This window comes from Agromyces sp. Y782 (genome assembly GCF_059445405.1).
The window spans coordinates 2,068,298-2,090,728 of record NZ_JCAIUG010000001.1; the positions used below are offsets into that span (position 1 = coordinate 2,068,298).

Consider the following 22,431-nt stretch of genomic DNA (forward strand, 5'->3'; position numbering starts at 1 on the left):
CGGGTGGTCTCGATACGCTTCGCTACTCGACCGACGGGTGGTCTCGATACGCTTCGCTACTCGACCGGCGAGTCGCTATTCGACCGACGAGTGGGCCGTGATGCCGACCGTCGACTCGATGACGGACTTCATCTTCTTGTCGAGGGCCTCGTAGAACATCGACAGTGGGAACTCGTCGTCCATCACGAGGTCGGTGTAGCCCTTGGGCGGGCCGGCGAGCACCTCGCGGGGCAGACCCTCGGCCCACACCGACGCCGGGTTCGGCGTGACGACGCTCGTCACGAGCTCGTATGCGGCGAGCCAGTGCACGGTCTTCGGGCGGTCGATCGACTTCCAGTACAACTCGTCGATCGCGTCGCCGAGCTCGACGACCGCATCGGGCACGGCGTCCCAGTCGAAGCTCAGCGAGACATCCGTCCAGTCGAGCACGTGCTTCTGGTGCAGCCACGCGAACAGCAGCTGGCCGCCGAGCCCGTCGTAGTTGCGCACACGGGAGCCCGTGATTGCGAACCGGAAGATGCGATCGAAGATCACCGCGTACTGCACGAGCTTGCCGTGCTCGAGCAACTGCTGCTCGATGTCGGTGAGCGGCTCGCCGCCGCCCTCCGAATGCTCAGTCGCTCGTGCCCGAAGGCCGCGCTCGATCTTCACCGACTCGCGGAACGCGGTGAGGTCGCACCGCAGTTCCTCGAGCGAGTAGAGGAAGAACGGCATGCGCTGCTTGATCATGAACGGATCGAACGGCAGGTCGCCGCGCATGTGCGTGCGGTCGTGGATGATGTCCCACATCACGAAGGTGCGCTCGGCGAGCTCCTGATCGTCGAGTAGGGCCACCGCATCGTCGGGCAGTTCGAGCTTCGTGATCTCGGATGCCGCGCGCACGACCCTGCGGTAGCGCGCTGCCTCGCGGTCTTGGAAGATCGCGCCCCACGTGAACGACGGGATCTCGCGCATGGCGACCGTCTCGGGGAACAGCACGGCCGAGTTCGTGTCGTACCCGGGCGTGAAGTCGACGAGCCGCAGGCTCACGAAGAGCTTGTTGCCGTAGTCGCCCGCCTCGAGCGCCGCGATGAACTCGGGCCAGATCGTCTCGACCACGAGCGCTTCGACGTGCCGTTCGGTCGAACCGTTCTGCGTGTACATCGGGAAGACGACGAGGTGACGAATGCCGTCGATGCGGTGCCGCTGCGGCTGGAATGCCACGAGCGAGTCGAGGAAGTCGGGCACGCCGAAGCCCTCGGCCTGCCAGCGGCGGAAGTCGACGACGGATGCCGCGAGGTACTCGGCCTCGTGCGGGAACCGTGGTGAGAGGGCCTCGATCGACTCGACGATCGTGTCGACGAGAGCGGATGCCTCGTCTTTGCTCCCTGAGCCCGTCGAAGGGTCCTCGGGCACCGACCCGTCTTTCACCTGCAGCGCCTGCAACGCGGTCGCCGACTCCTTGAGGCGGAGCCACGCGGCATCCGTCTCGACGCCCTCGGCCAGTGCGAGGTCGGCGGCGGTCACCTCGTCTTCGAGAACCTCGGGTTCGCCGATGATGGCGTCGATCGTGGTGTTGCTCGACATATGAACCTCCGTTCCTCGGTGAGGGGTGCGCACGGTGCGCGTGATGGCACGACGCGATTCGCCGGCTCCCTCAAGGCTATGAGGCGAGCCTCTGCGATTGGTTGTGCCCCGGCGCGGGATTCTTGCGTGAACGCAAGAATTCACGGCGTAGATCGCCGCGTCACGCAATCACCGGTTATCGGTCGTCGCGCGATGAATCATGACGAATGGGGAGAACTGTCCATTGACAGTGGCTCGCACGCGCTGTCAGGCTGCGGGTCGGCAACCCGTCGATCCCTACAGCAAGGAACTCTCACATGACCGCTCCCGCTCCCGTCACCGTACCCGCGCAGACGGCGCCCGCTGAGAAGTGGAACGTCCTCTCCATCGTCGGCTTCGTGCTGTCGCTGCTCAGCTTCAACGTCATCGCGGTCGTGCTCGGCTTCATCGGGCTCAACCAGGTGAAGAAGACCGGTGAGCGTGGCCGTGGCCTCGCCATCGCCGCGATCATCATCGGTTTCGCATCGATCGTGGTCTGGGGCATCGTCATCATCGCGTCGATCGCGCTCGCCGCGACGACCGCGTCGCTCTCGACCTACTAGGCCTGCAACTCGCGTGTCCCCGCCCGGCTCAGCCGGGCGGGGACACGTCGTTTCAGCAGGAGCCGTCGTCAGTGCACCAACTCGGCCTGCGACTCGGGCGAGGCGTCCCGAGGGGCTGCCTCGGCCGTTGCGACGACCGGCGTCGCCCGCCCGGCCGGCAGCAGCAGTGCGAGCAGCGCCGAGACGAGCAGCACGGCCGCGCCGACCACGACTGCCGGCTGGGCGCCCGCGCCGTACTCTGCGGGCGTGAGCGCGCCGCCCGCGCCCGTGAACACCGCGGTGGACACGGCGATGCCGAGGGCGACACCGATCTCTCGCAGCATCGAGTTGGTGCCGCTCGCCTTGGCGTGGTCGTCGGGCGCCATGGTCGCGAGTACAGCTGTCGCCGATGGTGCGAACACGAGTCCCATGCCGATGCCCGCGACGATGAACGGCGCGACGTAGGCCGAGTACTCGGTGCCCGGCTCCAACAGCTGCGTCAGCCAGAACAGCGCGCCCGACAGCGCGAGCAACCCGGCGACGATGAGCGCGCGCGTGCCGATGCGCCCGGCGAACACGCCGGCGAGCGGTGCCACGATCATGGGCGCGAGCGTCCACGGCGAGGTCTGGAGTGCGGCCTCGAGCGGGCTCGCGCCCTGCACGACCTGCAGGAACTGGATGAGGATGAAGATCGACCCGAAAGCGCCGAAGCTGAACCCGAAGCCCGCGAGGTTCGCCACGGTGAAGCTGCGGTCGCGGAAGAGTCGGAGCGGCAGGAGCGGCGCCGAGGTGCGCGACTCCCACGCCACGAACGCGAGGAGCAGCACGCCGCCCGCGATGAGGCTGCCGAGTACCTCGAAACTCGACCAGCCGGCGTCGTTGCCTCGCACGATGCCGTAGACGAGGCCGAGGAGCCCGAGACCCGAGAGCACGAGGCCGACGATGTCGGCGCGAAGGCGCGCACCGAAGCTGTTCGGCAGGGCGGCGAGCGCGAGCACGACCGAGACGACGCCGACGGGAACGTTGATCCAGAAGATCGCCTGCCAGGCCCAGCCCTCGATCACGGCGCCGCCGATGAGCGGCCCGGTCGCGACGCCGAGGCCGGCGACGCCGCCCCAGATGCCGATGGCCAGCGGGCGGCGTGCGAGCGGCACGGCCCCGGCGAGCAGCGTGAGCGAGAGGGGCATGATGGCCGCAGCCCCGAAGCCCTGTGCGGCGCGTGCCACGATGAGTTGGCCCGGGTCGGTGGCGAGGGCGGCGAGCGCCGAGCTCAGCGTGAACACGACGATGCCGATCACGAAGACGGTGCGGCGCCCGAACCGGTCGCCGAGCGCGACCGCCATGAGGATCGTGCTCGCGAAGGCGAGCGTGTAGGCGTTCATGAACCACTGCAGCTCTTCGACGGAGGCCCCGAACTCCGAGTGCAGCACGGGGAGGGCGTTGGTCATGACGAGGTTGTCGAGCGTCGCCATGAACATCGGCAGGGCTGTGGCGATGAGGACGAGCCAGATCGGAATCGAGCGGCGGATGCGCTGCGGCGCTGCGGAGGGCGACGTTGCTGGGTCGATGGTGGTGGATGACACGGCGTGGCTCCCAAGTTGTAATTGGATGATTACTTGGAGAGTAGTAATCGACTGATAACATGTCAAGCATGTCGGCCGATGAACTCAGACCCGCCCCGCGCATGAAGGCCGCCGACCGTCGTGAGCAGATCCTCATCGCCGCCACCGCGGTCTTCGGCGCCAAGACCTACGTCGGCACCACGACCGACGAGGTGGCGCGCGCAGCGGGCGTCAGCCAGCCCTACGTCGTGCGGCTCTTCGGTACGAAGGAGAAGCTCTTCATCGAGGTGATCGAGCGGGCCTACGCCCGCCTGATCGCCGAGTTCCGTGCGGTGCTCCCGGGGCCGGCCGAAGGTCGCGCCGAACGCATGGGCACGGCCTACACGAACCTGCTCGCCGAGCGCGGCATGCTGCCGGTCATCGCGGGCTCAACGGCACTCGGCGGCGAGCCCGTGATCGGGCGGGTCGCACGCAGGGGCTTCAGCGAGATCTGGCGCTTCGTGCGCGAAGAGGCCGGATTCTCCGAAGAGCAGACCCGCCAGTTCATGGCCACCGGCATGCTCATCAACGCGATCGTCGGGCTCCGCCTGACCGGTGACTACGGCGACGAGCTCTCGGCGACCGAGATCTTCGACGCGTGCTTCCCCGACGGTGTGGCGAAGATGCGGGCGCTCATGCCGGCGATCGACGAACCGTGGTGAGCACGACCCGGTGAGCGAGGGGATGCCGCGGCATCCGCTCGCCCGTCAGAGCGCCTTCTGCATGTGCATCGCCGCGGTCGAATAGCCGAGCCGTTCGTAGAGGCGGATCGCCGGCTCGTTGTAGGCGAACACGTTCAGGCGCATGGCCACCGCGCCGTGCTCGCGCGCGAACTCCTCGGCGAGCAGCATCGTGCGCCGGCCGAGCCCGCGGCGCTGGTGCGTCTCATGGATCTCGACGTCCCAGACGTACCAGTTGGCCGGGTCGCTCATCGGGCCGATCCAGAGCCACCCGGCATCCTCTTCGGCCGCCTCGACGGTGAACAGGTGGTGGCCGTCGATGAGGAGACCCTCGGGGAAGAACTGCTCCTGTGATGCCCGGCGCGCGGCGGTCGCCTGCTCGGCCGTGTCACCGGCATCACGCCGCGCCTGCTCATACGCCGCCATCGCGATCGGCAGCCATGCAGCGGTCTCGGCATCGGTCTTCGGCCTGAGGCGCACGTCGTCGGTCATCGCCCCATGATGCCATCCGCGCGCCGGGGAGGCGTCACGCCCAGCGACGCGCGGTCATCGCCCCATGATGCCATCCGCGCGCCGGGGAGGCGTCATGCCCAGTGACGCGCGGTCATCGCCCCATGATGCCATCCGCGCGCCGGGGAGGCGTCATGCCCAGCGACGCACCGCCCAGCGTTCGACGATCGCGACGATCGAGTCGGTGAGCTTGCCGAGCACGGCGAGCATGATGATCGCGAGGAAGATGCGGTCGATGCGGCCGTTCTGGCCCGAGTCGTTCAGCAGGAACCCGAGGCCCATCGACGAGGCGATGAGCTCGGCGGCGACGAGGAAGAGCCACGACTGCGCGAGGGCGAGGCGCAGTGCCGAGAGCACCGAGGGCACGACCGCGGGCAGTTGCACCGCGGCGAAGAGCGGCACCCCGTGCAGCCCGAACGCACGGCCGGCTTCGATGAGCTGGCGATCGACGTGCCGCAGCGCGGCCGAGACGATCGTGTAGACGGGGAAGAAGGCGCCGATCGCGATGAGGATGACCTTGGACTCCTCGCCGATCTTGAACCAGAGGATCAGCAGCGGAATCCACGCGAGCGACGGCACGGCGCGGATCGCCCCGAGCGTCGGCGCGAGCAGGATGTCACCGAGCTTGGAGAGCCCGACGACCGCGCCGAGCGCGAGCCCGATCGCCGCGCCGAAGGCGAAGCCGAGAAACACGCGTTGCGTCGAGATCGCCACGTAGAGCCCGAGCACGCCGCGTTCGGCGAGATCGACCGCGGCGAGCCAGACCATCTCGGGCGACGGCAGCTGCGACACGGGCACGAGTCCCGACGTCGACACCCACTGCCAGACGCCGAGCAGCGCAAGCGGGATGATCGCGCCGCCGACGATGCGGAACCAGCGGCGATCGACGAGGCGAACGGATGCCCCGGGCGCGCGCTTCGGGGACTGGGGTCGTCCCTCGGGCACGATCGCCGCCGCGGGCACCGCGTATCCGTCGAAGGAGACCGGGCCGGCGGCTGTCGTCGCGGCAGGGCTCACGAGGCCGTGCACCAGCCCCGTGGCATCCGTTCGCTGCGAGTTGTCCGTTCGCTGCGAGTTGTCCGTTCGCTGCGAGTTGTCCGTTTGCTGCGAGTTGTCCGTTTGCTGCGAGTTGTCCGTTCGCTGCGAGTTGTCCGTTTGCTGCGAGTTATTCGTTCGCTGCGTGGCATCCGCCTTGCTCATTGCGCTGCATCCTCTCCCTGCGCTCCGGGGGTAGTTTCCCGACAATCAGTCCGCGAAAAGCGGGTCGTTGTGTCGGATTTCGACCCCCGGAGCAGGTACTCGGGTACTGCGGGTACTGCGGGTACTACTCGAAGCGGGCCGCGTCGGCCTTCGTGACGAAGGTGTCGTTGATGATCGTGTCGAGCGCCTCGTCGACCTGCTCCTGCGTCTGCACGTCGCCGAGCTCGACGAAGATCGGGCCGATCTTCTCGAGCACCTTGACCTGGGTGTCGCCCGGCACGGGGTCGATGTCGAGGTTCGAGCGCTCCTCGATGACCTTCGTCGCGACGGCGAGGTCGAGCCCCGCGACGTCGGCGAGAATCTGCGCCGTCTCTTCGGGGTTCTCGGCGGCCCACGCGCGGGCCTGCTCGTAGGCGTCGACGACGGCCTGCGCGACCTCGGGCTTCTCCGCGAGGAACGATTCGGTCGCGTTCAGGAACCCGTAGCTGTTGAAGTCGACGTTGCGGTAGAAGAGGGTCGCGCCCTCCTCTTCGGCACCGGCCATGATCGGGTCGAGGCCCGACCACGCGTCGACCGAGCCGTTCTGCAGCGCGGCCCAGCCGTCGGCGTGCTGCAGGTTCTGCACCGTGATGTCGGATGCCTCGAGCCCCTCGGCTTCGAGCGACTGCAGCAGGAAGAAGTACGGGTCGGTGCCCTTGGTCGCCGCGACCTGCTTGCCCTTCAGGTCTTCGACGGAGGTGATGGTCGAGCCGTCAGGTGCGACGAGCGCCGCCCATTCGGGCTGCGAGTAGAGCGAGATGACCTGGATCGGCGAGCCGTTCGAGCGAGCGAGCAGCGCAGCCGACCCGGCGGTCGAGCCGACGTCGACCGCGCCGGCACGCAGTGCCTCATTGGCCTTGTTCGATCCGGCCGACTGCACCCAGTTCACGGTGAGACCGGCGTTCTCGAGCCAGCCCTGGTCTTTGATGATGAGGCTCAGCGGGTTGTAGGTCGCGAAGTCGATGTTGAGGGTCTGACCTTCGAGTGAGACGGCCTCGCCGCTCTCGGCGGGCTCGGGCTCGGCGGCCTGGCCTTCGCCGGCGACGCAGCCGGAGAGCAGCAGCACCGCGGCGGCGGCGCCCGCGACGAGCGCGGTACGGAGGAACGGGGTGCGGGACACGAGGAACTCCTTCAGGGGTGGTGACGCTTGCTGTGGGCGCCGGTCAGAACGGGTAGTGCGGGATGGTCGTGACGGCCTCGATGCCGCGGGCGGCACCGTGCCGGTCGATGCCGAGGCCGTCGAGCAGGCGCCCGCGCAGCTCGGCGAGCTCGGCAGATCCGCGATCGCGAGGGCGGGTACCAGGCACGACGACGATCTGGCGGATGTCGGCACCCGGCGTCTCGCCGTCGCTGCCGAGCAGGATCACCCGGTCGGCCAGCTGCAGGGCTTCGTCGACGTCGTGCGTGACGAGCAGCACGGTCGTCGGCGCGGCCGCGTGCACGTCGAGCAGCAGGTCTTGCATCTTCAGACGGGTGAGCGCGTCGAGCGCACCGAAGGGCTCGTCGAGCAGCAGCACTCCGGGATTGCGGGCGAGCGCGCGGGCGAGCGACGTGCGCTGCGCCATGCCGCCCGAGATCTCGCGGGGGCGGTGGCCCGCGAAGTCGGCGAGGCCGACGAGTTCGATGAGCCGGGCGACCTTGTCGCGGCCGACGGACTTCGGTGTGCGCCGCGGGAGCCCGAGCGCGACGTTGGCGGCGACCGTGCGCCACGGCAGTAGTCGAGGTTCCTGGAAGCCGACGGCCGAGCGCCGGTCGTACGGCGGAACCGCCGTGCCATCGACGGTCACGGTGCCCGCGCTCGCACGGTCGAGCCCGCCGGCGATGCGCAACAGCGTCGACTTGCCGCATCCGCTCGGACCGAGGATCGCGACGATCTCGCCGGCCGCGACGTCGAGGTCGATGTCGCGCAGCACCTGCCGGGTGCCCGCGGCCGTGTCGAACGCGCGCCCGATGCCGCGGAACGACACGGGCGCGGCTTCGGCCGAGCCCGTCGTCTCGCGGGGGAGGGCGGATGTCGCCGACATGGGGACTCCTCGGAGCGGATTGGGGGATCCATCCGAAGCTATCGACGTGCCGCCGCGCTGTCAGCCGCGCGCGACCCACGGCGTAACAGTGCCGACTGCCGACGGCACGCCCGTGGTGCGCGAGGATGGGTGGATGACGAGAACGGTGCGCGGCGCGAAGGTCCTCATCACCGGCGCGGCCGGTGGCATGGGCCGCATGTACGCCGAACGGGCCGTGAGCGAGCACGCGGCATCCGTCACCCTCTGGGATCGCGACGCGGCCGCGCTCGCCCGCACCGTCGACGAGCTCGGTGCGATCTCGCAGGGCCGCACCCGCATCCAGTCGTTCGTGGTCGATGTCAGCGATGCCGGGGCGATCGCGAAGACCGCCCAGAGGGTACGAAAAGACCTGGGCAACCCCGACGTGCTCATCAACAACGCCGGCATCGTGCGGGGCAACCGCTACTTCTGGGAGACCGACAACGGCGAGGACACCCGCCCGATCATGCAGGTCAACGCGCTCGCGCCGATGTACATCACGCGAGAGTTCCTGCCCGGCATGATCGCGGGCGCCTACCGGCCCGCGCGCATCGTGAACATCGCGAGCGCGGCCGGCACCCTCGCGAACCCGCGCATGGCGGTCTACGCCGCGTCGAAGGCGGCGCTCATCGGCTGGAGCGACTCGCTGCGAGTCGAACTCGAGCAGGCCGACCACGGCAATGTGAAGGTCACCACGGTCACGCCGAGCTACATCTCGACGGGCATGTTCACCGGCGCGCGCGGCCCGGTGCTGACCCCGGTGCTCGAGCCCGACTGCGTCGTCGACCGCGTCTGGCGGGCGATGCTCGACGGGCGGCCGCTGCTCGAACTGCCGTGGAGCGTCGGCGTCTCGCGAGCGCTTCGCGGCCTGTTGCCGACCCGGGTCTTCGACCGGCTCGTGGGCGAGGGCTTCGGCGTCTACCGTTCCATGGAGCGGTTCACCGGGCGTCGCTGAAGGCGGGCCGAGCTCGGATCCGTGATTCGTGTCTCACCTGATAGGATACGGAACGTGCCGTTTCCTAATGAAGAGCCGGGCCGTCAGCTCGGGCCGGAAGTTCGTCGCGGGGGGCGACCTCGTGACGACCAGCGTGAGGGCGAGATCCTCGACGTCGTGAACCTGCTGCTCGCAGAGCGCGGCTACGAAGGCGTCACCTTCGAAGAGGTCGCGCGCCGCGCGGGAGCGTCGAAGGCAACCCTCTATCGGCGGTGGAAGTCCAAGCGGGATATGGTCGTCGCCGCACTGAAGGCCGGCCCTGCGCGCCGCGAGGGGCCGGATGAGATCAATACCGGCAGCCTGCGGGGCGACCTGCTCGCGCTCTGTCAGCGTCTCGTCACGACGATGCGTTCCACGGATGGCCAGACCGCCATGCTGCTGTTCCAAGCGGGCCTTGAAGACCCGGAGCTGGGCGAGGCGATCGAACGTGCCGTCGGCCCCACCGGAGCTCGATTGCCCGCCTCCGTCGTGGACGCAGCGGTCCGCCGGGGGGAACTGCCGGAGGGCGTGGACCCGTTCCCCTTCGAGGAGGTCGCCGGCGCCGTGATCTTGTTCCGGCGGCTCAACGGGCTGGAGATCGACGACCGCTACCTCGAAGCGCTCGTCGACTCGATCCTCGTACCGGCGCTGCTGGCGACACCGCCGGCGATGCACGACTTCCCCGCCGGCATCTTCTCCGGCCGTCCATCCCCCGCAACCGACCCGCAAACTGTGAAGGACACATCATCAGCACACTGACCATCGACGGATTCCGGTACCAGACACTGCAGGGCGAGCAGGGGGTGAACCTGCGCGTCGCAGTCGGAGGCACAGGACCCGCGGTCGTTCTCCTCCACGGCTTCCCGCAGACGCACTACATGTGGCGCCACGTCGCCCACGAGCTCGCTGTCCGGCACACGGTCATCGTTCCCGACCTGAGGGGCTACGGCGAAAGCGCGAAGCCGCCGGAGCACGGTCCGGACACGTACTCGAAGCGCACCATGGCCGAGGACGTCATGCAAGTGGCCGCGGCACTCGGCCACGAGCGCTTCGGCCTGATCGGCCATGACCGCGGTGCGCTGGTCGCCGTTCGTGCCGGCCTCGACCACCCGCACGCGGTGCAGTACCTCGGGATCCTCGACGTGCTCCCCACCCTCGACACCTGGCAGGTCCTGCAGGGCGTGAACGCGAAGGTGGCGTGGCACCTGTACCTCATGGCCCAGCCCGCGGGCCTGCCGGAGAAGATGATCACGGCAGTCGCAGCGGAGTTCTTCGCCTCATTCCTCGATGCGTGGGATACCGACGGCTCGACCTTCACGCCCGAGGTCCGCCAGCACTACATCGACAGTTCCGTGAATGCCGTGGACTCCATCGTCGCGGACTACCGCGCCACCTCGAGCATCGACCTCAGCATGGACCTCGAGGACCGCGAAGCGGCCAAGACGCTCTCCATGCCCGTCGGCGTCATCTCCCAGGACTGGGGCGCCCAGTTGGGATTCGATGCCGCCGCACTCTGGCAAGCGTGGGCAACCGACCTGACGTACGAACCAATCGACGCCGGCCACTTCATGGCCGAAGAGAGGCCCGTCGAGATCGCACGCTTCATCACCGACCTGTCTGCACGCCGCCAGGTCTGACCACGGGCACCCACGATCTAGGCTTTGAGCATGGGCAAACTGTTCGATTCCATCGACGACAAATTGAAGGCCTGGATCGAGGCGCAGCCCATGTGGTTCGTCGCGACCGCCCCGCTCGGCGCAGACGGTCACGTCAACGTGTCTCCGCGCGGGCACGACTCGTTCTCGGTGCTCGACGACCACCGTGTCGCTTGGGTCGACTACACGGGCAGCGGCGTCGAGACGATCGCCCACCTGCGGGAGAACGGGCGAGTCTGCCTGATGTTCAACTCCTTCGACAGTCGCCCGCGCATCGTGCGACTGCACGGCCGTGGGTCGGTCTGGCTGCCCGGCGACGCCGCTTTCGAAGAGGTCGTGGCACGGCACCCCGAACACCCGAGCACACGAGCCGTCATCACCGTGGAGGTGACCAGGATCAGCGACTCGTGCGGTTGGGGCGTCCCCGTCATGGAGATGACGGGTGAACGCGACCTGTTGCGCCTGCAAGCCGAGAAGAAGGGCGTCGAGGGCATGGCCGAGTATCGAGTCGAGAAGAACACCCGGAGCGTCGACGGTCTCCCAGGGCTCATCACCGCCTGAAACGCGCGTGCGTCAGAGCTCGTTGCGGCTCAGCCACTCGAGCAGCACCCGAGTGAACTCCTCGGGCCGTTCGACGCTCGGCAGATGGGCGGTGTCGGCGAAGCGAACGCCCGTCGCATCGGGCAGGTTCGAGAGCAAGTGATCGTACGCCGCGAGCGCCGAGCTGAGGTCGTACTCGCCGACGGTGACGAGCGCCGGTGAGCGGATGTCGCCGAGCCGATCTGAGGCGGGCGGTTCGAGTGGCAGCATGGTGCCGTCATCGGCCGCGTGCGCGATGTTGGGGGAGTTGAGCTCGTGCGCGAGGCGGACGAACGAAGGATCCAGATCAGCCTCCGAACGCCGCGGCCCCGCCGCCCAGAGCGTGGTCTCGAGCCGCACGATGCGCGCCGCGTCGATGGCGGGGTCGAGGTTGTCGATCTCGTCGAAGCGGCGCTGTTCCTCGTCGGTGAGCGGCAGGTCGGGAAACCCGCTCGGTTCCGAGCCGACCGTGACCGCACCACGCACGCGTTCGGGGAAGGCGAGCGCGGCGTCGAGCGTGATCTCACCGCCACGGCTCGCGCCGATCACCGTCGCCGCTTCGATGCCGAGATGGTCGAGCACCGCGAGGGCGTCGGCGTGGTTCGCGAACGGCACGGCCTCGTCGTGGCGGGTGCCGCCGAAACCACGAGGGTCGAACCGGGCCACGAAGTGGTGCTCGGCGAGGGCGTCGACCTGCGGGTCCCACATGCGCAGAGTGGCGATGCCAGCAGGGATGAGGAGCAGCGCGGGTGCCGAGGCGCGTCCGGCGAACTCGTAATACAACTCGGCACCGGGAACTGAGAGCGAAGGCATGCCCCGAGAATACGCACTCGCGTGACGGGTGCCGCAGCGACGCGCACCTGCCGACGTCGCCGCCGCGAGGCATCCATCAGTCGCCGTCGCCCGAGTCCTTCTTGTTGCCCTTGTCACCGTTGCCGTTGCCCTTGTTACCCTTGTTGCCCTTGTCGTCGCTGTTGCCGGGCCCACCGTCGTCGTCGTCACCGTCGCTGGCCGGGTCGGGGGTCGGGGTGGGCGTCGTCGCGACTTCAGCCGCCTCGAGGTCGGCTTGCACCAGCGCGAGCGCCTCGCGGATCTCCTGCGCCTGCTCGGCGCCGATCGTGCCGTCGTCGACAGCGTCGTCGACATCCTGCTCGAGCAGCGTGAGCGCGGCGATCGCGCCGACGTGGTCGCCGGCCGCCGCACGCTCGGCGACTTGTACGACCGATGCGTGGAGGTCGGCGCTGACGGCGTCGGGAGACTGGGTGCACGCGGAGAGCCCGAACGCGAGTGTCGCGGCGAGCGCGCCTGCCGTGACGACCGCGTGCATCCGTACCCGGCGGCTCATCGGGTCACCGCTTCGTCGAGCCGTTCGAGGTGTACGCCGAGTTCGCCGGGCAGGCTCGGCAGCGGCTCGGCGGGCGTGGTCGGCGGCGACGTCAGGCTGGCGATCGCGGGCGGCACGAGCAGCACCGCGCCGACGGCGATGACGGCGAGCAGGGCGATCGAGATCGCAGGGCGCACCCAGCGGCGCGGCGTCGAGGGGGCGGGATGCATCGCGGCGGCGACAGCCCGAGCCGCGACCGCGTCGTCGTCGTCGGCGCCGGACGCCGCGCGGGCGGCGCCTGCGCGGGCACGGGACCGCGCGCCATCCCGCGCGCCATCGTTGATCACCGTCGTCGCGGTTGACTCCGCGGCTGCGGCGGCTGCGGCGGCTGCGGCGTCTGCGTGGCCCGGCTCCGCGGGCAGCACCTTCGTGAGGGCGTCGGATGGCTCGTGCGTCGCCGCCGCGGGCCCTGCCGCACCTGGCGCCGCCGCTTCCGATGCGTCGAGCCGACTCGCGCGCAGTGCGACGTCGAGCGCCGACGGGCGAGCGTTCGCGTCGCGCGCGGTCATCGCCCGCAGCAGTGCGACCCATTCGGCTCCGAGCGCGTCGGGGATCTCGGGATCGCGCACGAGCCGCGCACTCGTCGACTCGCTCGCCGGCCCCGGGAAGGCCTGTTGCCCGGTGCGCGCCTCGAGCAGCAGCAGTCCGAGCGAGTAGACATCGGCCGCGGTGCCGGGGGCGTCGCCGCCCACCTGCTCGGGGCTGAGGTAGCCGGGCGTGCCGACGAAGGCTCCGGTGCGGGTGAGGCGGGCGTCGTCGATCAGCCGGGCGATGCCGAAATCGGCGAGCTTCGCGTTCCAGCGACGCGTCGGCAGATGCGACCGCGAGAGCAGAATGTTCGCGGGCTTCACGTCGCGGTGCACGATGCCGCGTTCGTGGATCACGTGCAACGCCTCTGCGACGTCGGCGGCCAGCCCCGCGGCATCCGCTGGGCTCAACGGGCCGATGCTCAGGGTCTGGCGCAGGTCGCGCCCCTCGACGAGTTCCATGACGAGGTATTCGCGGCCGCTGGCGTCGTCACGGCCGGCATCGTAGAGCCGCACGAGCGCGCGGTGCTCGACGCTCGCGAGCAGCGCCGTCTCCGATCGGCGCCGGGCGTCGTCGTCGATGCCTTCGGCTGCTTCGGCGAAGACCTTCACCGCGACCGATCTGCCGAGGCTCAGGTCGGCACCGCGATAGACGCTCGCCACGCCGCCGCGCCCGATGAGGGTGCCGAGACGGTAGCGACCGCCGAGCGTGGTGCCCGTGAACGGGTCTCCCGCGGGTCGGTCGTGGGTGCTGGTCACACTCGAGGGTAACCGCGGCGGCTGGGAGGCGTTGCGAAGATCGGGGTGTCCGGCCCGGCCCGAGAAGATCGGCCCGGCCCTAGAAGATCATCGGCCGATCGTCGTCGTCTTCGCCGAGGGCGAGTTCGACGAGCACCGGCACATGGTCGCTCGGGGCGTCGCCCTTGCGCTCGTTGCGGTGGATCGAGGCATCCGTCACGGCCTCTGCGAACGCCGCCGAACCGAGGATGAAGTCGATGCGCATACCCTCGTTGCGCGGGAATTTCAGCTGCTTGTAGTCCCAGTAGGTGTAGCCCTCGGGGATGCGCGGGCGAACCACGTCGGTGACCCCGGCGTTCTCGAGGGTGAAGAACGCCTGCCGCTCGGCCGGCGAGACGTGGGTCGACTGCCCCTCGACGACCGCGGGGTCGCCATTGTCTGCATCGAGCGGCGCGATGTTGAAGTCGCCCATCAGCGCGAACGGCACTTCAGGCCGAGCGGATGTCTCGGCGCGCGTGTATTCGGTGAGCGCCGCGAGCCAGTCGAGCTTGTAGGTGTAGTGCGGGTCGTCGAGCGAGCGGCCGTTCGGAACGTAGAGGCTCCACACCCGCACGCCGTCGACCGTCGCGCCGATCGCCCGCGCCTCTTGGGGTTGGTCGGGGCCCTCGAGCCCTTTGAGGAATCCCGGCATGCCGGGGAAGGATGTCTCGACCTCAGCGATCGGTGATCGACTCGCGATCGCGACGCCGTTCCACTGGTTCAGCCCGTGGATCGCGACCTCGTAGCCGGCCGCCTCGAACGCCTCGAGCGGGAATTGCTCGGGCTTGCACTTGATCTCCTGCATCGCGAGCACGTCGACGTCTTCGCGCACCATCCAATCGACGGTGCGCCCCACTCGGGCGCGGATCGAGTTGACGTTCCAAGTGGCGATGCGCATGTGCCAAGCCTATTCGCGAGCGGTGACACCCCACACGCCGATATTCACATGCCGCGGCGCTCACGATCGCCTCGTCGCGAGCTTCGGCACGACGATCCAGAGCAGCGCGGCGAACACGAGCGCGATGCCGAGCGCGACGAACCCCGCGGTGCGATTGAGTGCCAGCTCGAAGATGAGCCCCGCGACGCCGGCCGCGAGGAGCGACGCGACCACCAGGTGCGCGAGAAGCAGCCGGTTGCCGCGCTGCACGATCCGCTCCTTCTGCTGTCGCCCGAACAACTGCCGGTGCAGAATGACGGGCGCGAGCCCCAGCAGGGTTGCCACGCAGGCGAGTGCGACGAGCACGAGGTAGAGCGCGAGCTGGTAGCTGTCGAGGTCGGTGAAGCGCGACTGAAACGCCGCCGCGAGCAGGAATCCCGTGATGATCTGGGTGCCGGTCTGGGTGGCTCGCAACTCTTGGAGGATGTCGCTCCAGTTGCGGTCGAGGCGTTCGATGCGAGTCTCGTCGCGCCCGTCGTCGCGGTTGTCGGCTTCGGGGTCGCTGGCCATACGCGATCGTAACGCAGCGCGCGGGCGGTGTGGCGGGTCTCGATACGCGCACTTCGCTCGCCACTCGACCGGTGAAGCTGCGAAGATCGGAGCAACGCGAATCCAGGGGGTGGCCGTGAAGTTCAGCATCGAAGGCGTCGAGGGCATGCCCGAGATCACGAAAGGCGCCGACCTCGCCGCGCTCATCGCCGACGCGGCCGATCTCGAGAGCGGCGACATCCTCGTCATCACCTCGAAGATCGTCTCGAAAGCCGAGGGGCGCATCGTGGCGGCCGGCGACCGCGAGCAGGCCATCACCGACGAGACGGTGCGCGTCGTCGCGACCCGAACCTTCGACGGCGGCGTGACCCGCATCGTCGAGAACCGTCAGGGCATCATCGGCGCCGCGGCGGGCGTCGATGCGTCGAACTCGCCCGACGGCACGGTGCTGCTGTTGCCGGTCGACCCCGATGCCTCGGCGAGGGCGCTGGCCACCGGCATCCGTGCGCTCACCGGCGCCCATGTCGGCATCATTCTCTCCGACACCCTCGGCCGCCCGTGGCGCGAGGGCCAGACCGACCTCGCGATCGGCGCGGCGGGCGTGCAGGTCTTCGACGATCTGCGTGGTTCGACGGATGCCTCCGGCAAGCCGCTCTCGGTCACGATGCCGTGCGTGGCCGACGAGCTCGCGGGCGCCGCCGAGCTCGTGAAGGGCAAGTCGTCGGCCGTGCCCGTGGCCGTCGTGCGAGGCCTCGGGCATCTCGTGGGCGACCTCGACCTGCCCGGCGCGCGGTCGATCCAGCGGCCTGCCGAGCGCGACCTGTTCCGGGTCGGCGCCGACGAGGCGTACAACGAGGGCTACCGCGACGGCTTCGACGAGTCGCAGGCCGAGGGCTCGCTCGCCCAGTAGTGCCCGTCTCCTCACCTCACCTCACCTTCTCCTCACCTTCTCCTCACCTTCTCCTCACCTTCTCTTCTCTTCTCTTCTCTTCTCTTCTCTTCTCTTCTCTTCTCTTCTCTCTTCTCTCTTCTCTCTTCTCTCTTCTCTCTTCCCTTCTTCTCCTCTTCTCCTCCTCTCCTCCTCACCTCCTCACCTCCTCACCTCCTCACCTCCTCACCTCCTCACCTCTCCTCCACCCGGGCCTGCCGGGGGGCCCACGACCTTTTGCGCGCTCACGGGCGTTCGCAGAGATCGTCGGCCGGCAAAAGGTCGTGGGCGGTGGCGCATCCGCATGCGGACGAGCGCGTTCGGGCGCCGACGTGCGCGGGCATGCCGGATGCAGGGGAGGATGGAGGGGTGTCAGCACACATCGGCTACGCCGCGATGCTCGAGCGGTTCCCGCCCGCCGAGGCGGTCGCCCTCAGTGCGCTCGCCGAGTCGCACGGCTTCTCGGGCGTCATGGCGAGCGACCACTTCCAGCCATGGGTTCCCGCGCAAGGGGAGTCCTCGTTCGTGTGGAGCGTGCTCGGCGCGGTCGGTGAACGCACGCGCGGCGACTTCGGCCCGGGCGTGACGACACCGGGCTTCCGGATGCATCCGGCCGTCGTCGCCCAGGCGAGCGCGACGCTCGGGGCGATGTATCCAGGGCGGCACTGGCTCGGACTCGGCTCGGGCGAGGCGCTGAACGAGCACGTCGTGGGGCCGTACTGGCCGGAGGCCCCCGAGCGCATCAACCGCATGTTCGAGGCGGTCGACGTGATCAAGAAGCTCTTCGCGGGCTCGCTCGCCGGGCGCGACGTGCGTCATGCCGGCCAGTACTTCAAGCTCGAGGCCACACGGCTGTGGACCATGCCGGCGGTGCCGCCCGAGATTCTCGTCGCGGCATCCGGCCCGGTGACGGCCAAGCGTGCCGGCCGCACCGTCGACGGCATGATCACGACGGGCGCGCCCGTCGACAAGCTCGCGCCGCTGCTCACCCGCTTCCGGGAGGGTGCGCGCGAGGCCGGCCGCGACGCGGCCCGCATGCCCAAGGTGTTGCAGCTGCATCTCTCGTGGGCGGCCACCGATGAGGAGGCGATGCGCAACGCGCTCACCGAGTGGCCGAATGGCGGGCTGCGCATCCCGCGAGGCGACATCCGCTCGCCGTTCGAGTTCGAGCAGCTCGCCCGCACGGTGCGCCCCGAGGATTTCGGGGGTCGCATGGTCGTCTCTGCCGACCCCGACGTGCATCGCGCCGACATCCAGCGCCACCTCGACCTCGGCTTCGACCGCATCTACCTGCACAACGCGGGTCGCGACCAGGCTCGGTTCCTCGAGGTCTTCGGCCGCGACGTGCTCCCGGGGCTCCGGGCGTGAGCCGGGCAGCGGATGTCGCGTGGCCGCCCGCCTCGTGGACGGTCGTGATCCCCGTGAAAGCGCCCGCCGGTGCGAAGACCAGGCTCGCCGCGGCGGTGCTGCCCGAGGCCCGCGAGGCGCTTGCCCGCGCGTTCGCCCTCGATACGATCGCCGCCACGATCGCCGCCCGCACGGTCGCGCGAGTCATCGTCGTCGGCGACGACCCGTCGCTCGCCGGCGCGGCCGAGTTCTTGGCGGAGCCCGCCGACCCGCCGCGGAGCCTCACCCGGGCGATCCGGCACGGCATCGCCTACGCGGGGTCGAATGCCGAAGCGGTCGATCGGCGCAACGTCGCCGTGCTGCTCGGCGACCTCCCGGCCCTGCGGCCCGAAGAACTCGATGCGGCGCTCGGCGCAGCGGCGCGGCATCCGCTCGCCTTCGTGCGTGACGCCGACGGCACCGGCACAACGCTCGTGACCGCGTCGGCCGGCGCGACGCTGCGGCCGCTCTTCGGTGCGGACTCGGCGGCGCGGCATGCCGCTGCCGGGTTCTTCGAGCTCGAGGCATCCGTCGGTCTCACTCGCGACGTCGACACGATCGAGGCGCTCGCCGAAGCCCTCGCCCTCGGCGTCGGCGAGCTCACTCGCGAGGCCGCGTCTCGACTTCCATTGCGCGGCGGGGCGGACACTCCCTAGTCTCGGGGCATGGATCACCCTGAGGACATCGAAGACGTCGTGCCCGATCGGGCTGCTGCGGTACCCGCGGCCCCTCCCATTCCCGCCGACGCCGGCGCGGTCGCCGGCAGCGCCGTTGTCTCGATCGTGCTCGCGTTCGTCGCTCTCGCCGCGGCCCTCGCCGGTCCGATCGCGATCATCCCCGCCGTCGTGGGCATCGTCGTCTCGCTTCGCGCACGGGTACAACTGCAGGGCTCGCCGTACCGCGGGTACGGCATCTCGCTCGTGGCGTTCATGATCTGCGTCGGCGTCTTCGCCTGGGTGGCCGTGCCGCTCATCGCGCCGCTCGTGTCGGTGCTGTCGTTCGCGGTGCTCTGAGCGACTGTTCGCGGTGCTCTGAGCGACCTCGGTTTGTTCGGGTCCTGACCTCGTGCATCGTGAAAGGATCGGAGCATGACGCTCACACTCGGATACAAGGCCTCAGCCGAGCAGTTCGCCCCGCGCGAGCTCGTCGAGATCGCCGTCGCGGCCGAAGGCAACGGCTTCGAGTCGGTCTTCACGAGCGATCACTTCCAGCCCTGGCGGCACGACGGCGGTCACGCGCCGTTCTCGCTCACCTGGATCGCCGCCGTCGGCGAGCGCACCTCGACGATCAAGATCGGCACGAGCGTCATGACGCCGACGTTCCGCTACAACCCGGCGGTGCTCGCGCAAGCGTTCGCGAGCCTCGGCTGCCTCTACCCTGGGCGCATCATCGCGGGCTTCGGCACGGGCGAGGCGCTCAACGAGATCGCGACGGGGTTCCGCGGCGCGGGCGAGCAGGAGTGGCCGGCGTTCAAGGAGCGGTTCGCGCGCCTCCGCGAATCGGTGCGGCTCATGCGCGCACTCTGGACCGATGACGAGCAAGTGAGTTTCGAGGGCGAGTACTACTCCACCCACGACGCGTCGATCTACGACCGGCCGGATGTCCCGGTGCCCGTGTACATCGCAGCAGGCGGCCCGACCGTCGCGAAGTACGCGGGTCGCGCGGGCGACGGGTTCATCTGCACCTCGGGCAAGGGCATGGAGCTCTACACCGAGCAGCTCATCCCCGCGGTGAAAGAGGGTGTCGAGGCATCCGCTCGCTCGTACGACGACCTCGACCGCATGATCGAGATCAAGCTCTCGTACGACACCGACGCCACGGCGGCCCTCGAGAACACGCGCTTCTGGTCACCGCTCTCGCTCACGCCCGAGCAGAAGCACTCCATCACCGACCCCGTCGAGATGGAGCGGGCGGCCGACGCGCTGCCGATCGAACAGATCGCGAAGCGCTGGATCGTCGGCAGCGACCCCGACGAGGTCGTCGCCTCGATCAAGACCTACGTCGACGCCGGGTTCAACCACCTCGTCTTCCACGCGCCCGGCCACGACCAGGCCCGCTTCCAGGAGCTCTTCGCACGCGACCTCGCGCCGCGACTCCGGGCGCTGTAGGCACTGCCGCAGCGGCGGGTCAGTACAGGCCGGGCCGGTTCACGCTCGGCGGCAGCGCGCAGTAGTCGTAGAAGAAACGGGTCGGCGACGATTCGTCGGTGACATCGACGATGACGGATGCCCCGGAGTGCGGCAACTCGTCGCCGGCGAGCAGCCACAACGAGAAGTGCCAGGCGCCGCGCACCCCGTCGTCGAGCAGTCCCCGACCGTCGACGACGAGCACCGCGTCGTCGGATGCGCCGGGCAGGGTGCCCGCCCGGAACGGCTCGATCGTGTCGGCACGCAGCGTCGCCTCGCCGGCGGAGCTGCCGCTGCCGGCGTCGCCGCGGCCTCTGCTCATGTCGCCGACAGACGCGCGCACGACGGTCTGTCCGCGCGCGGCGAGCACCTCAGAGAGGTCGTCGGCGAGACGCGCGGCATCGGCTGTCGCCGCGGCCTCGACCGCGATGAGTCGGCGCCCGCGCGGCGCATTGTGCAGGAACTCGTCGGCGATGCCGACGAGCAGTTCGTCGCGGGGCTGCGCCTCGTAGGCCGTTCGCGTCATCCCCTCAGGCTACGCGCGGCAGCGCCGACAGGCAGCGCTCAGCGCACCGGTCTGACTACCAGGCCGGTGCCGCCGCCTCGGCGGACCGGTTCGGCGGCGGCGGTCATCAGCCCGTTCGGGTCGACTTCGATCGCCGCTGCAGCACCGATCTGCGCAGCAGAGGTGAACTGGTCGCCCGATGGCACGAGCACTTGGCCGTATGGAGCGAGCGCAGCCTGGTACGCGGCGATGAACTCGGGTTCGGCCGGGGTGACCGCGGCGTTGCGTTGCGACGCACGCGGCGCTGCCACCGCTTCGGGCAGGGTCATACCGAGGTCGATGCGGTTCATGAGGATCTGCAGCACCGTCGTGATGATCGTCGCCCCGCCGGGCGAGCCGAGCACGAACCGCACGGCGCCGTCTTCGAGCACGATCGTGGGCGAGATGGACGAACGCGGGCGCTTGCCCGGCTCGATGCGGTTCGGGTCCGACGCGTTGTAGACGGCGCTGAAGTCGGTCAGTTCGTTGTTCAGCAGGAACCCGCGGCCCGGCACGGTCATCGCCGAGCCGCCGGTCTGCTCGATCGTCAGCGTGTAGGCGACCGCGTTGCCCCACTTGTCGACGACCGAGAGGTGCGTCGTCGAGACGTTCTCGGTGTCGGCCGCCTCTTCGAGGGCGACGGCCTCGCATCCCACCCCGTCGGGTGCGCCGGCGGGCACCGGCCGGGTCGACGCGAACGCCGGGTCGATCGTGCAATCGCGGGCGTCGGCGAACTCCTGGCTGAGCAGCGTCTCGGTGGGAACGTCGACGAACGCCGGGTCGCCGACATACGCGCCGCGGTCGGCGAACGCCCGGGCCGTCGCCTCGAAGTAGAGGTGCAGGCTCTGGCCGATCTCGGCCGACGACAAGTCATGGTTCTCGAGGATGTTCAGCGCCTCGCCGACGGTCGTGCCGCCCGATGACGACGGCGCGATGCCGTACACGTCGAGGCCGCGGTACTCCACGTGCGTCGGCTCCTGCTCGACGACCGAGTACGCCGCGAGGTCGTCGGTCGTGAGGGTACCGGCCGGCGCAGGCAGCGGCGAGGCCGGGTCTTTGCGCGGATGCTGCACGACGTCGGCGATCTCGCCCGCGAGCCGGCCCGAGTAGAACGCGTCGGTACCGCGCACCGCGATGAGCGCGAGCGTCTTCGCGAGATCGCGATTGCGGAACTTCGTGCCGACCTGCGGGGCGTCGCCGCCGGGCAGGAACAGCTTCGCAGTGTCGGGGAACGCAGCGAACCGCGCCTTGTTGTCGAGCGTCTGGTTGCGGAAGGTCTCGTCGACCGTGAATCCCGTCGCCGCGAGCAGGATCGAGGGGGCGAGCATGAGAGAGAGCGGCTTCGTGCCGAACCGGTCGAGCGCGGACTTCCAGGTGGCGAGGGTGCCGGGAACGCCGACCGAGACACCGGATGACACGAGCTCGGGCGTGAACCGATACGGCTGGCCCGTCGCGGGGTCGATGAAGGCGTCGGTCGTCATCGCGGCGGGCGCCGTCTCGCGCCCGTCGATCGTGCTCACCTCGCCCGTCGCTGCGTCGAAGTACACGAAGTACCCGCCGCCGCCGATGCCGGCGCTGTACGGCTCGGTGACGCCGAGCGCCGCCGCGGTCGCCACGGCGGCATCCGCCGCGTTGCCGCCGAGACGGAGCACCTCGACGCCGATCCGGCTCGCCGAGGCGTCGACCGACGAGACCGCGCCGCCGTACCCCGTCGACGTCGATCGGGTCGGCGACGACGTCGACCCGGGGGGCGCGGTCGCGACGGAGTTCGCTGCCGGCGGCGCCGCGAGCGACTGGGCCGATGCCGGCGCGGCCGTGGCGATGACACCGACGGCGAGCGCGCCCGCGAGCGCCAACGCCAGGTTTCGGCGTGCGGAGTGGTGGTGGACGACGACGTTGACGTTGACCATGAGATCCCCCTCGAACCG

The 22,431-nt window shown here is 69.6% G+C and carries 25 protein-coding genes; 11 read left to right on the forward strand and 14 right to left on the reverse strand.

What is annotated here, in order from left to right; genetic code table 11:
* Nucleotides 1-75: 75 nt before the first annotated feature.
* Entirely contained in the window at nt 76-1,566 is a 1,491-nt protein-coding gene (locus AC1C2S_RS09520; protein WP_495352279.1) for a DUF6421 family protein, read from the reverse strand.
* A 296-nt stretch (nt 1,567-1,862) separates the two neighbouring features.
* Here AC1C2S_RS09520 and AC1C2S_RS09525 point away from each other — a divergent pair, with 296 nt between their 5' ends.
* Complete coding sequence (locus AC1C2S_RS09525) at nt 1,863-2,147, forward strand: DUF4190 domain-containing protein (protein WP_495352280.1); 285 nt, start codon at nt 1,863-1,865, stop codon at nt 2,145-2,147.
* Between the two features lie 68 nt (nt 2,148-2,215).
* On the opposite strand, the gene AC1C2S_RS09530 is transcribed toward AC1C2S_RS09525, so the two are convergent.
* Nucleotides 2,216-3,709 (reverse strand): DHA2 family efflux MFS transporter permease subunit, encoded by a 1,494-nt coding sequence (locus AC1C2S_RS09530; protein WP_495352281.1) that lies wholly within the window; start codon nt 3,707-3,709, stop codon nt 2,216-2,218.
* A 68-nt stretch (nt 3,710-3,777) separates the two neighbouring features.
* Between AC1C2S_RS09530 and AC1C2S_RS09535 the strand changes: the two genes are divergently transcribed.
* Nucleotides 3,778-4,389 (forward strand): TetR/AcrR family transcriptional regulator, encoded by a 612-nt coding sequence (locus AC1C2S_RS09535; RefSeq protein ID WP_495352282.1) that lies wholly within the window; start codon nt 3,778-3,780, stop codon nt 4,387-4,389.
* Between the two features lie 45 nt (nt 4,390-4,434).
* Here the strand turns inward: AC1C2S_RS09535 and AC1C2S_RS09540 are convergent, their stop codons facing one another.
* The 4 genes from AC1C2S_RS09540 to AC1C2S_RS09555 form a co-directional block, all read right to left on the reverse strand.
* On the reverse strand, nt 4,435-4,899 hold the full coding sequence (locus tag AC1C2S_RS09540) for a GNAT family N-acetyltransferase (RefSeq protein ID WP_495352283.1): 465 nt from the start codon (nt 4,897-4,899) through the stop codon (nt 4,435-4,437).
* A gap of 150 nt (nt 4,900-5,049) precedes the next feature.
* Nucleotides 5,050-5,880: an ABC transporter permease gene (locus AC1C2S_RS09545; protein WP_495353227.1), complete on the reverse strand. Its 831-nt coding sequence runs from the start codon at nt 5,878-5,880 to the stop codon at nt 5,050-5,052.
* Between the two features lie 361 nt (nt 5,881-6,241).
* A complete protein-coding gene (locus AC1C2S_RS09550; protein WP_495352284.1) occupies nt 6,242-7,276 on the reverse strand; it encodes an aliphatic sulfonate ABC transporter substrate-binding protein in 1,035 nt (344 codons plus the stop codon).
* A 43-nt stretch (nt 7,277-7,319) separates the two neighbouring features.
* The gene (locus AC1C2S_RS09555) at nt 7,320-8,180 is read right to left on the reverse strand and encodes an ABC transporter ATP-binding protein (RefSeq protein ID WP_495352285.1); all 861 of its coding nucleotides are present in this window, start codon (nt 8,178-8,180) and stop codon (nt 7,320-7,322) included.
* Nucleotides 8,181-8,313: 133 nt separating this feature from the next.
* Between AC1C2S_RS09555 and AC1C2S_RS09560 the strand changes: the two genes are divergently transcribed.
* The 4 genes from AC1C2S_RS09560 to AC1C2S_RS09575 all read left to right on the forward strand — a co-directional run bounded on the left by AC1C2S_RS09560 (nt 8,314) and on the right by AC1C2S_RS09575 (nt 11,387).
* Nucleotides 8,314-9,153, forward strand: coding sequence for an SDR family NAD(P)-dependent oxidoreductase (locus AC1C2S_RS09560; protein ID WP_495352286.1), 840 nt, complete (start codon nt 8,314-8,316; stop codon nt 9,151-9,153).
* Nucleotides 9,154-9,309: 156 nt separating this feature from the next.
* Nucleotides 9,310-9,930, forward strand: a complete 621-nt coding sequence (locus AC1C2S_RS09565) for a TetR/AcrR family transcriptional regulator (RefSeq protein WP_495352287.1) — start codon at nt 9,310-9,312, stop codon at nt 9,928-9,930.
* A complete protein-coding gene (locus AC1C2S_RS09570) occupies nt 9,915-10,808 on the forward strand; it encodes an alpha/beta fold hydrolase (RefSeq protein WP_495353228.1) in 894 nt (297 codons plus the stop codon). The genes AC1C2S_RS09565 and AC1C2S_RS09570 overlap by 16 nt, the downstream gene beginning before the upstream one ends.
* 30 nt (nt 10,809-10,838) lie before the next feature.
* Nucleotides 10,839-11,387 carry a pyridoxamine 5'-phosphate oxidase family protein gene (locus tag AC1C2S_RS09575; RefSeq protein ID WP_495352288.1) on the forward strand — a complete coding sequence of 183 codons (549 nt, stop codon included), beginning with the start codon at nt 10,839-10,841 and terminating at the stop codon, nt 11,385-11,387.
* A gap of 12 nt (nt 11,388-11,399) precedes the next feature.
* On the opposite strand, the gene AC1C2S_RS09580 is transcribed toward AC1C2S_RS09575, so the two are convergent.
* From AC1C2S_RS09580 to AC1C2S_RS09600, 5 genes are all read right to left on the reverse strand, one after another.
* A complete protein-coding gene (locus tag AC1C2S_RS09580) occupies nt 11,400-12,218 on the reverse strand; it encodes an alpha/beta fold hydrolase (RefSeq protein WP_495352289.1) in 819 nt (272 codons plus the stop codon).
* Between the two features lie 76 nt (nt 12,219-12,294).
* Nucleotides 12,295-12,750, reverse strand: coding sequence for a hypothetical protein (locus AC1C2S_RS09585; RefSeq protein ID WP_495352290.1), 456 nt, complete (start codon nt 12,748-12,750; stop codon nt 12,295-12,297).
* A complete protein-coding gene (locus tag AC1C2S_RS09590; RefSeq protein WP_495352291.1) occupies nt 12,747-14,075 on the reverse strand; it encodes a serine/threonine-protein kinase in 1,329 nt (442 codons plus the stop codon). Before AC1C2S_RS09590 ends, AC1C2S_RS09585 begins: the two co-directional genes overlap by 4 nt.
* A 79-nt stretch (nt 14,076-14,154) precedes the next feature.
* Nucleotides 14,155-14,991, reverse strand: coding sequence for an exodeoxyribonuclease III (locus tag AC1C2S_RS09595; protein WP_495352292.1), 837 nt, complete (start codon nt 14,989-14,991; stop codon nt 14,155-14,157).
* 60 nt (nt 14,992-15,051) lie between these two features.
* Nucleotides 15,052-15,540, reverse strand: a complete 489-nt coding sequence (locus AC1C2S_RS09600) for a DUF6328 family protein (RefSeq protein WP_495352293.1) — start codon at nt 15,538-15,540, stop codon at nt 15,052-15,054.
* Nucleotides 15,541-15,655: 115 nt separating this feature from the next.
* On the opposite strand from AC1C2S_RS09600, the gene cofE reads away from it, so the two are divergent.
* Nucleotides 15,656-16,429, forward strand: coding sequence for a coenzyme F420-0:L-glutamate ligase (gene cofE / locus AC1C2S_RS09605; RefSeq protein WP_495352294.1), 774 nt, complete (start codon nt 15,656-15,658; stop codon nt 16,427-16,429).
* A 32-nt stretch (nt 16,430-16,461) separates the two neighbouring features.
* Here cofE and AC1C2S_RS09610 read toward each other — a convergent pair whose 3' ends face one another.
* A complete protein-coding gene (locus AC1C2S_RS09610; protein WP_495352295.1) occupies nt 16,462-16,605 on the reverse strand; it encodes a hypothetical protein in 144 nt (47 codons plus the stop codon).
* 211 nt (nt 16,606-16,816) lie between these two features.
* Here AC1C2S_RS09610 and AC1C2S_RS09615 point away from each other — a divergent pair, with 211 nt between their 5' ends.
* The 4 genes from AC1C2S_RS09615 (at nt 16,817) to fgd (ending at nt 19,941) form a co-directional block, all read left to right on the forward strand.
* Nucleotides 16,817-17,815 (forward strand): TIGR03557 family F420-dependent LLM class oxidoreductase, encoded by a 999-nt coding sequence (locus tag AC1C2S_RS09615; RefSeq protein WP_495352296.1) that lies wholly within the window; start codon nt 16,817-16,819, stop codon nt 17,813-17,815.
* On the forward strand, nt 17,812-18,489 hold the full coding sequence (cofC, locus tag AC1C2S_RS09620; RefSeq protein ID WP_495352297.1) for a 2-phospho-L-lactate guanylyltransferase: 678 nt from the start codon (nt 17,812-17,814) through the stop codon (nt 18,487-18,489). The genes AC1C2S_RS09615 and cofC overlap by 4 nt, the downstream gene beginning before the upstream one ends.
* A 9-nt stretch (nt 18,490-18,498) precedes the next feature.
* Nucleotides 18,499-18,846 (forward strand): hypothetical protein, encoded by a 348-nt coding sequence (locus tag AC1C2S_RS09625; RefSeq protein WP_495352298.1) that lies wholly within the window; start codon nt 18,499-18,501, stop codon nt 18,844-18,846.
* Between the two features lie 75 nt (nt 18,847-18,921).
* On the forward strand, nt 18,922-19,941 hold the full coding sequence (fgd, locus tag AC1C2S_RS09630) for a glucose-6-phosphate dehydrogenase (coenzyme-F420) (RefSeq protein ID WP_495352299.1): 1,020 nt from the start codon (nt 18,922-18,924) through the stop codon (nt 19,939-19,941).
* Between the two features lie 19 nt (nt 19,942-19,960).
* On the opposite strand, the gene AC1C2S_RS09635 is transcribed toward fgd, so the two are convergent.
* Nucleotides 19,961-20,485 carry a nucleoside/nucleotide kinase family protein gene (locus tag AC1C2S_RS09635; protein WP_495352300.1) on the reverse strand — a complete coding sequence of 175 codons (525 nt, stop codon included), beginning with the start codon at nt 20,483-20,485 and terminating at the stop codon, nt 19,961-19,963.
* A 38-nt stretch (nt 20,486-20,523) separates the two neighbouring features.
* Nucleotides 20,524-22,413, reverse strand: a complete 1,890-nt coding sequence (gene ggt / locus AC1C2S_RS09640; RefSeq protein ID WP_495352301.1) for a gamma-glutamyltransferase — start codon at nt 22,411-22,413, stop codon at nt 20,524-20,526.
* Nucleotides 22,414-22,431 lie beyond the last annotated feature (18 nt).

Excerpts from the sequence above, each read along its gene's own strand:
- AC1C2S_RS09575 (WP_495352288.1), top strand. The coding sequence starts at position 10,839 with ATGGGCAAACTGTTCGATTCCATCGACGACAAATTGAAGGCCTGGATC.
- AC1C2S_RS09635 (WP_495352300.1), bottom strand. The coding sequence starts at position 20,485 with ATGACGCGAACGGCCTACGAGGCGCAGCCCCGCGACGAACTGCTCGTC.
- AC1C2S_RS09585 (WP_495352290.1), bottom strand. The coding sequence starts at position 12,750 with ATGAGCCGCCGGGTACGGATGCACGCGGTCGTCACGGCAGGCGCGCTC.
- AC1C2S_RS09595 (WP_495352292.1), bottom strand. The coding sequence starts at position 14,991 with ATGCGCATCGCCACTTGGAACGTCAACTCGATCCGCGCCCGAGTGGGG.
- fgd (WP_495352299.1), top strand. The coding sequence starts at position 18,922 with ATGACGCTCACACTCGGATACAAGGCCTCAGCCGAGCAGTTCGCCCCG.
- AC1C2S_RS09520 (WP_495352279.1), bottom strand. The coding sequence starts at position 1,566 with ATGTCGAGCAACACCACGATCGACGCCATCATCGGCGAACCCGAGGTT.
- AC1C2S_RS09625 (WP_495352298.1), top strand. The coding sequence starts at position 18,499 with ATGGATCACCCTGAGGACATCGAAGACGTCGTGCCCGATCGGGCTGCT.
- AC1C2S_RS09540 (WP_495352283.1), bottom strand. The coding sequence starts at position 4,899 with ATGACCGACGACGTGCGCCTCAGGCCGAAGACCGATGCCGAGACCGCT.
- AC1C2S_RS09535 (WP_495352282.1), top strand. The coding sequence starts at position 3,778 with ATGTCGGCCGATGAACTCAGACCCGCCCCGCGCATGAAGGCCGCCGAC.
- AC1C2S_RS09560 (WP_495352286.1), top strand. The coding sequence starts at position 8,314 with ATGACGAGAACGGTGCGCGGCGCGAAGGTCCTCATCACCGGCGCGGCC.
- AC1C2S_RS09555 (WP_495352285.1), bottom strand. The coding sequence starts at position 8,180 with ATGTCGGCGACATCCGCCCTCCCCCGCGAGACGACGGGCTCGGCCGAA.
- AC1C2S_RS09525 (WP_495352280.1), top strand. The coding sequence starts at position 1,863 with ATGACCGCTCCCGCTCCCGTCACCGTACCCGCGCAGACGGCGCCCGCT.
- AC1C2S_RS09600 (WP_495352293.1), bottom strand. The coding sequence starts at position 15,540 with ATGGCCAGCGACCCCGAAGCCGACAACCGCGACGACGGGCGCGACGAG.
- ggt (WP_495352301.1), bottom strand. The coding sequence starts at position 22,413 with ATGGTCAACGTCAACGTCGTCGTCCACCACCACTCCGCACGCCGAAAC.
- AC1C2S_RS09580 (WP_495352289.1), bottom strand. The coding sequence starts at position 12,218 with ATGCCTTCGCTCTCAGTTCCCGGTGCCGAGTTGTATTACGAGTTCGCC.